This window comes from Bartonella sp. MM97QHHN, assembly GCF_042194285.1.
Classification (GTDB): domain Bacteria; phylum Pseudomonadota; class Alphaproteobacteria; order Rhizobiales; family Rhizobiaceae; genus Bartonella.
Map to the genome: position 1 here is coordinate 109,794 of NZ_JBHIMS010000104.1, position 8,118 is coordinate 117,911.

The following is an 8,118-nucleotide window of genomic DNA, read 5'->3' on the forward strand; positions in this document are numbered from 1 at the left end:
AACTTATAAAATTGAAGGGATCAAAATTATCGCAAAGAAATCAAAACGCAAAGGATCTCAACTTTAATATATGTTAATTGTCTGACTGTTATTAAATGAGAGCATAAAAAGCTTCTTTTAAAGTACATATATCTGCGTTTGGTTTTGTCGCATCATTTGATAGTATTTGCCGCCATCGACGTGCACCACCCCGCCCATGAAATAAACCAATCATGTGACGCGTCACATGAGAAAGCCGTCCCCCCGATGCAATATGTCGAGCCGCATAATCACACATAACCTCAATAAGATCACTCTCACTTAGACTATTCTGCGACTCACCATAGAGTTCAAAATCAATATGTTTTAACAAAGTTGGATCATGATAAACTTGGCGACCAACCATGACAGCATCACAGAAAGTTAAGTGTTCTTTGATCTCATCAATCGATTTAATTCCACCATTTATCCCAATGAATTTATGAGGATATTGACCTTTTAATTTGTAAACCCTTTCATAATTAAGGGGCGGAATATTGCGATTTTCTTTCGGACTCAATCCTTGTAGCCATGCCTTGCGTGCATGTATCCAGAGCGCATCACATCCAGCATTCCAAACCTGATTAGCCAAAAGATCTAACGCTAACTCTTCATCTTGTTCGTCCACTCCAATCCGACATTTGACAGTTACAGGTATAGTAACCTCTCGTTTCATTGCTTCTACTGCATTTGCCACAATGTCTGGATGTAGCATCAAACAAGCTCCAAAGACCCCTGCTTGAACACGATTTGATGGGCAACCAACATTGAGATTTATTTCGTTGTAGCCAAAATCCTCAGCAATTCGTGCAGCTTCTGCTAACTTTTTCGGATCTGCCCCCCCTAATTGTAATGCAACTGGACGTTCTTTGTCGCTAAAAGCCAACAATTGTTCACGAACACCATGAATGACAGCATCTGCTACCATCATTTCCGTATAAAGGAGAGCTTTTTTCGTTAAAAGACGATAAAAAAACCTGCAATGTCGGTCTGTCCAGTCCAACATTGGTGCTACTGCAAATTTTATAGGCGATGGAAGGTTGTAAAATATCATGAGGGTATTACTCTCATGTCCCTATAGCTCTCTCTTTATACATAAAAAAATACTTACTTTTAGTTTACGGAAAATTTTATTCTCTTATACTATCATGAGTATAATAACAGCTCATTATTTCCAATTGATATCAAGGTTTACTACAATCAATCATGCCAAAACACAATATCGCATTTCTCATAGATTAGTGTTCAGGTATATAAACATGAAAAAAGAAGATTTTTACTATAATATAAAAATCTCATTTATAAGTTCTTCTTACGCTCTTCAAGCCTCTCCCCTTACATGATTTAGTACAGCGTTTAAGATAATAAATGCTAAACTAACACATTATACAATTTTTCATGATCGATTTAATTTTCTTTAGATTTTTTTAACTCATTGTGCAAATAAACGATACAGAAAGTAGCTTTATCTTCTCCTAAAGAAGAAAAAAACCTTATTTCACACGAATCTAATTATAAATTATTTTTTATCAATGAGTTCTTTTTGGTGATATTCTTAGATTTCACTTTATAAGATAGACAAATTTCATCTTAAATATTCTATCTAATTTTGCCATTTTGTGATTCTTTCAAAAAAAAACTAAAATCAGGGTATAGACAACCATTGCCTTTTTAATATCTATAACTAATATCAGTATCTCTCGAAGGAAAATATTTTACAATATTGCAGATACAATTTGTAAAATGAAATGATCATAAACGTTGTTCAATCTCTTGTTGGCTTTGCATATAGGAAGAAAGAGTATCAACCTCTTGTTCATTAAATAGGAGCCCCAGTTTTGAACGACGCCATAACACATCTTCACATACTTTAGCCCATTCTTTTTCCATCAACCATTTTACTTCTACTTCATAAAGCCCATGTCCAAAATTTTTTCCTTTATTTGCCTTACCATGTGCAAAGATCACCAATGCTTCCGTACCGTAGGAGCGTGCAAGCCTGCGATGTGTAAAAGCATCTAAATCTGGCATTAAAAGAGCAATCCTATTTTCGATTGTATCTAATTTGTTATAGGGAAAATCACCCCCTGGAAGTACTGCCTTAGCCGTCCATGATGCTCCCTTTTTACCAAGCTCTTTTTCAACAAATTTCATCGCATCTTCAGCCAACTTACGATAAGTTGTAATCTTTCCACCATAAAGATTAAGTATCTTTGGTGTCGTTCCTGTTCCCATTTCTTTTAAAACATAATCGCGCGTAATTTTTTGTGCTTTTGAAGCTCCATCATCATAGAGTGGACGAACTCCAGAGTAAGACCAGACAATCGTTTCAGGCAACACTGGTTGTATGAAATATTCACTGGCTGCTGCACAAATATAATCAATTTCTGTATCAGTAATATGAACGTCAGCCGGATCTCCTTGATAATTACAATCTGTTGTTCCAAGTAAGGTAAACTCTTCTTGATACGGAATAGCAAATATAATACGCCCATCACCATTTTGAAAAATATAAGCACGATCATGAGTATAAAGCTTGGGAACCAAAATATGAGAACCTCTAACAAGCCGTACTGGTGGATGTTCTTTACAATCTAATATGCTTGCCAAAACATGATCAATCCAAGGTCCTGTCATATTCGCGATATAAGAAGCTGTGACACTATATTCTTTGCTACTTAACTTGTCTTGAAGAAATATATGCCATTTATTGTCTTCTTTTTTTAAAGAGAGAACTTCTGTTCGTACTTTTATATCAGCTCCCCACTTTTCTGCATCACGAGCATTGCCAATAACTAAACGCGCATCATCTACTCTTGCATCAGAATATTCAAAACCTCTCTGATATTCTTTCTTCAGTGTAGAGCAAAATTTTTGTGAAAAATTAATCGTTTTACTGCGCCACAATTTCTGATTCCAATTCCCTAAATAATCATAAATAAAAAGTCCAAAACGCAACATCCAAGCAGGGCGCAATTCTTTATGATAAGGAAGGAGAAAACGCAAAGGACGCACAATATGTGGAGCCATACGTAAAATGATCTCGCGTTCTTTCAATGCTTCACGAACAAGTTTGAACTCATAGTGTTCAAGATAACGAAGCCCACCATGAATAAGCTTTGTTGACGCACTTGAGGTCCCAGATGCAAGATCGTTCATTTCAGCCAATCCCACTTTAAATCCGCGTCCTGCTGCATCTCTTGCCAATCCACAGCCGTTTATCCCTCCTCCAATGATAAACAGCTCATAATGTGTTGTAGTTTTCATAATTTCACTTTTCATTATTTAATTTTGTTTCTCAGTATTCAATAAAGCAACAGGAAAAAATAATACAAGTGTTCTTCATTGTATTATCAACGTACTTTTTCTTAAAATAAACACGCACAAAAAGCTTTTGATATCCTTATACATCAAAACAACATTTGACAAATTAAAGAGAATTTTTTTATCTTTTACAAAACATAATCCTTGCCAAGCCAAGGTTCATCATATGAAATCTTTTTAGAGAAAAATTGATGTTTTTTCTCATTCTTAAAGATACACTATAACTAAATGCTTCATTGCACATAGATAGCACTTTTCATATAGTTCACTCAATGACACCCTAGAAAATGTGAAGGTATCCAAATGAATTATCACTCTCAAAACTCGAAAATAACACTTCTTTCAAAAATTTTAGTCATAGTTATGTCGAGTATTTTAATCTTTTTACCTTCTTTATCAAACGCAACGTCACGCTCAAAAACAGCAAATGATTTAAGCTTAGAAAAGCTTAAATCACAACTTTTAGAAGATTCTAGCTTTTTATCTAAGCTTAAAGAAAAAATGATACCACATACTGATTCTCATCATATTCAACAAATCGTCAGAGAGTATCTTCTTACTCATCCAGAAATTATGATTGAAATGCAGCTTATTCTTCAAGATAAGCTGGAAAAACAGAATGAATACGAAAACCAAAAACAAACTTCAGTCATTCATTCATTAGAAAAAGAGATTTTTCATTCTCCTCATGACGCTGTTTTGGGAAACCCAAATGGTAAAAGAGTGCTTGTCAATTTTTTTGATTACAACTGTGGATATTGTAAAATTTCCTATTCAAATATAGAAGACTTGATAAAAGAATATCCAGATTTAAAGGTTATTATCAAGGACTTACCAATTTTAAGCTCTGATTCTATGGCAGCCCATACTGTTGCCTACGCATTTCGAAAACAATTTCCAGAGAAATATCCTCAGTTTCACAAAACGCTTTTAATGTATCAGGGTCGTGCAAATGAAGCTAAAGCTATTAAAGTAGCTGTTTCATTAGGAGCAGATGAAAAAAAACTACATAATGCAATACAAGATCCCACTCTGCAAAACGCTTTTAAAGAAAACATTCAAATTGCCTCTGCACTTCATATTACGGGAACACCTTCTTACATCATTGGTGATAAAATATTCATCGGCGCTGCCAAACAGGATATTCTAAAACAAGCGATAGATAATACACAGTGAATACCTGATCCGTTTTAGGAAGAATACTGTAAATGAGGTAATTTTATGCTTTCTCTTTTTTGATAACAGGCTTATAAGTGCAATTTTGCGTAAAGCAGATACGAGTTTTAAATTGCAAAGTATAATGATTTAAAGGAAATAAAAATCTTTAAAGCCTCAAAAGATGTCATCCCTAATCTAGAGATATTCGGTCATAAAATGAGATAATGACGATCTTCATTGATCAAGGAGTTAGAAATAAAATGGCAACAAAAAAAATGGATTCGGCAAAAAACGCAATTGATACGAAAATTATTCGTGATCTTGCTGAAATTTTGAATGATACAAATTTAACGAACATTGAAGTTGAACAAGGGGAGCTTCGTATTTGTGTCTCACGCCAAAATACCTTAACTTCTTCTGAGCAAGCAATCTATGCTCCTGTTTCTACTCCTACTTTTTCTGTAACATCTTCTCCAGTTCCAACAGCTGAATCTCCTATACAATCTATCCAAGAAGATAGATCAAAAAACACAATAACCTCTCCAATGGTTGGAACAGCTTATCTTGCACCTTCACCAGGCGCGCAACCTTTTGTAGAAGTAGGGCAAAATGTTTCTGAAGGGGAGACATTACTTATTATTGAAGCCATGAAAACAATGAATCAAATTTCATCACCGCGCTCAGGTACGGTAACCACTGTTCTTGTCAAAGATGGTCAACCTGTTGAATTTGGTGAACCACTTATTATTGTTGAATAAAGCGAGGGGCAACCATGATTCGAAAAATCCTCATTGCTAATCGAGGAGAAATTGCTCTTCGCGTTTTACGTGCATGTAAAGAACTTGGCATAAAAACCGTGGCTGTTCACTCTACCGCTGATGCAGATGCAATGCATGTTCGTCTTGCTGACGAAAGTGTTTGTATTGGCCCTCCTCCCGCTCGTGATTCCTATTTGAGTATTCAGCAAATTATTGCTGCTTGTGAAATTACAGGAGCGGATGCTGTTCATCCAGGTTATGGCTTTCTTTCTGAAAATGCAAAATTTGCAGATGTTCTAGAAGCCCATGATATTACATTCATCGGTCCAACAGCTACTCACATCCGAATCATGGGCGATAAAATCGAAGCAAAGAAAACCGCCAAAAAACTTGGTATTCCTGTAGTTCCCGGTTCAGATGGAGCAGTCACTGAAGAATCAGATGCTTTACGCACTGCTCGTGAAATTGGTTATCCAGTTATTATAAAAGCTTCTGCAGGTGGTGGTGGACGTGGTATGAAAGTCGTTCATTCTGAACAAGAATTTTCTATAGCTCTCAAAACAACGCGTTCAGAAGCGAAAGCTGCTTTTGGTGATGACGCTGTTTACATAGAAAAATATTTAGAAAAACCCCGTCATATTGAAATTCAAGTCATAGGTGATGGTGCGGGAAATGCTATTCATTTAGGAGAACGCGATTGTTCACTTCAACGACGGCATCAAAAAGTATGGGAAGAAGCTACATCACCTGCACTTAATGAAACTGAACGGAAAAAAATTGGAAGTATTGTTGCAAATGCCTGTGCCCAACTTGGATATCGTGGAGCTGGTACTATTGAATTTCTTTATGAAAATGGCGAATTTTATTTTATTGAAATGAATACACGTTTACAAGTCGAGCATCCTGTAACTGAAGCAATTACAGGTATAGATTTAGTCCACGAACAAATCCATATTGCATCAGGCTGTAAGCTTTCAGTGACACAAGATGAAGTCTGTTTTTCTGGTCATGCCATTGAATGCCGTATTAATGCAGAAGATCCTATTAACTTTACGCCATCACCTGGAACCATTACACATTTTCATACACCTGGAGGTTTAGGGATTCGTGTTGATTCAGGCGCTTATTCAGGTTACCATATTCCTCCTTACTATGATAGCATGATTGGAAAGCTGATTGTTCATGGACGTACCCGTTTAGAATGTATGATGCGTTTACGGCGTGCTTTAGATGAATTTGTCGTCGATGGGATAAAAACTACACTGCCTCTTTTTCGCGATCTTATTAATAATCAAGATGTTGCTGATGGTAATTATAATATTCACTGGCTAGAAAATTACCTTGCTCATCAATCAAAGTCTTCAGATTCGTAATTCGATAGCAAAACGGTGCATTCTTATAAAAGATTCTATAAGATATTAACATAAGGATAGTTCCAACCTTGCTGTAAAAAGTGGAAAAAAGGAAATAAATTGGTTATTTTTTATATAGTTTTCTTTTAATATGCATAAAATTTAATAATTTTCTGTTTTCCTTTTTGTTAGTTTGTGCTAACTCTTACATGGTTATGCCCTTATAGCTCAGTTGGTAGAGCACCTGATTTGTAATCAGGGGGTCGGGAGTTCGAGTCTCTCTGGGGGCACCATTTTATTTCTTAAACATATTGAAATATATAGTTTTTTTCTTTAAATAGCTATTTTCAGACCACCTTTTAGACCACCTTCTACAGTTTATATAATTTTACCTAATTTGTTCTTATTTGCTCCGTATTTTTCTTTGGAGTAAAAGCTAGGATCTCTTTTTTTCTCCATCTCACTGCTCTCCCTAGCTTATATGGCTCCGGAAACAACCCCTGAAGCACCCAATTGCGAATCGTTGTTGTGGATACACTAAAAAGCTGTGCACACTCACGTGTCGTTACATATCTATCTCCATCATCAAATATCATCTCATTACCTTTCTCTTTTTTATATTAATTAAATGGGTGGGAGTGCTGGAAGGCATGTGAAGCACTCCAACTTTTAAAAATTTGCAAGTTTATTTTTTAGATGTGCTTAATTTCATATTTCCAATCAGGCAATTGAGTAAGAGCTAATGCGAGTTGTCCTCTATGACACATGCATACATTGGCTTCAAAACAGGTGATTGCAACGCGCTTTTTGTTTAAAAACATTTTATATAATTTGTTTATTGCACAAGAATTATTCTTGAGAGTTGTATTTTGATAATCTTCAAAAAGGCGGTCATAATCTTTTTGTGTTTTCAAATTTCTTCGTTTTTCAGAAGCAATTCCAAGTTCAGGCATATGCATATATTCAATATCAATATTGCTCACAGCTTTCTCTAATTGTCTTTTCGAAAATCCGTGTTTTCTACTTATTGGATTTTTACGAATATCACATAAAGTTTTGATATTGTTTTCTATGAGACAACTAAGATAATTCTCAAGGGACTTACCTTCATAGCCAATGGTAAAAAAACAAAATTCCTCATCTTTAGCAGGCTGTATGATAATATGTTTGGTGTTACACACGTTTAATTTCCTTAGTAAATGGGTGGNTGGTGTTACACACGTTTAATTTCCTTAGTAAATGGGTGGGAGTGCTGGGAGGAGAGAGCACCCCCATAGGTTTAAGCAGCTTTTGCCAAAATCTTTTGCATCTCTTGTTCTATTTCCCCTAAAAAAATCTCGACCGCTTTATTGATCTCTTCAATGTGTTTCTCATCACGGAGGACGCGTTTGACTTTCATTCTCAAACCAGTAGATTTGCCTACAAAGTTTGGATTATAGCTCATGAAATCACACCATTTACGTCCAGTGCATGCCATTTGGAATTGCATTTGTGCGTGATATTCTGGT

The 8,118-nt window shown here is 35.6% G+C and carries 7 protein-coding genes, 1 tRNA gene and 1 pseudogene; 4 read left to right on the forward strand and 5 right to left on the reverse strand.

Features of this window, described 5'->3' with window-relative positions; all coding sequences use genetic code 11:
• Positions 1–91: 91 nt before the first annotated feature.
• The gene (dusA, locus tag ACFIJW_RS09070) at positions 92–1,072 is read right to left on the reverse strand and encodes a tRNA dihydrouridine(20/20a) synthase DusA (RefSeq protein ID WP_375634149.1); all 981 of its coding nucleotides are present in this window, start codon (positions 1,070–1,072) and stop codon (positions 92–94) included.
• Positions 1,073–1,770: 698 nt separating this feature from the next.
• Positions 1,771–3,300 carry a glycerol-3-phosphate dehydrogenase gene (glpD, locus tag ACFIJW_RS09075; RefSeq protein ID WP_375634151.1) on the reverse strand — a complete coding sequence of 510 codons (1,530 nt, stop codon included), beginning with the start codon at positions 3,298–3,300 and terminating at the stop codon, positions 1,771–1,773.
• Positions 3,301–3,645: 345 nt separating this feature from the next.
• On the opposite strand from glpD, the gene ACFIJW_RS09080 reads away from it, so the two are divergent.
• From ACFIJW_RS09080 to ACFIJW_RS09095, 4 genes are all read left to right on the forward strand, one after another.
• A complete protein-coding gene (locus ACFIJW_RS09080) occupies positions 3,646–4,518 on the forward strand; it encodes a DsbA family protein (RefSeq protein ID WP_375634153.1) in 873 nt (290 codons plus the stop codon).
• A 242-nt stretch (positions 4,519–4,760) separates the two neighbouring features.
• The gene (gene accB / locus ACFIJW_RS09085; RefSeq protein WP_375634155.1) at positions 4,761–5,258 is read left to right on the forward strand and encodes an acetyl-CoA carboxylase biotin carboxyl carrier protein; all 498 of its coding nucleotides are present in this window, start codon (positions 4,761–4,763) and stop codon (positions 5,256–5,258) included.
• A 14-nt stretch (positions 5,259–5,272) separates the two neighbouring features.
• Complete coding sequence (gene accC / locus ACFIJW_RS09090) at positions 5,273–6,631, forward strand: acetyl-CoA carboxylase biotin carboxylase subunit (RefSeq protein ID WP_375634157.1); 1,359 nt, start codon at positions 5,273–5,275, stop codon at positions 6,629–6,631.
• 196 nt (positions 6,632–6,827) lie between these two features.
• Positions 6,828–6,903 (forward strand) — tRNA-Thr (locus ACFIJW_RS09095).
• Between the two features lie 99 nt (positions 6,904–7,002).
• Here ACFIJW_RS09095 and ACFIJW_RS09100 read toward each other — a convergent pair.
• The 3 genes and pseudogenes from ACFIJW_RS09100 to ACFIJW_RS09110 all read right to left on the reverse strand — a co-directional run.
• Entirely contained in the window at positions 7,003–7,206 is a 204-nt protein-coding gene (locus tag ACFIJW_RS09100; protein WP_375606917.1) for a helix-turn-helix transcriptional regulator, read from the reverse strand.
• A gap of 96 nt (positions 7,207–7,302) precedes the next feature.
• Complete coding sequence (locus ACFIJW_RS09105; RefSeq protein ID WP_375634159.1) at positions 7,303–7,791, reverse strand: DUF488 family protein; 489 nt, start codon at positions 7,789–7,791, stop codon at positions 7,303–7,305.
• 98 nt (positions 7,792–7,889) lie between these two features.
• Positions 7,890–8,118, reverse strand: a pseudogene (locus ACFIJW_RS09110) (exonuclease); the annotation flags it as partial.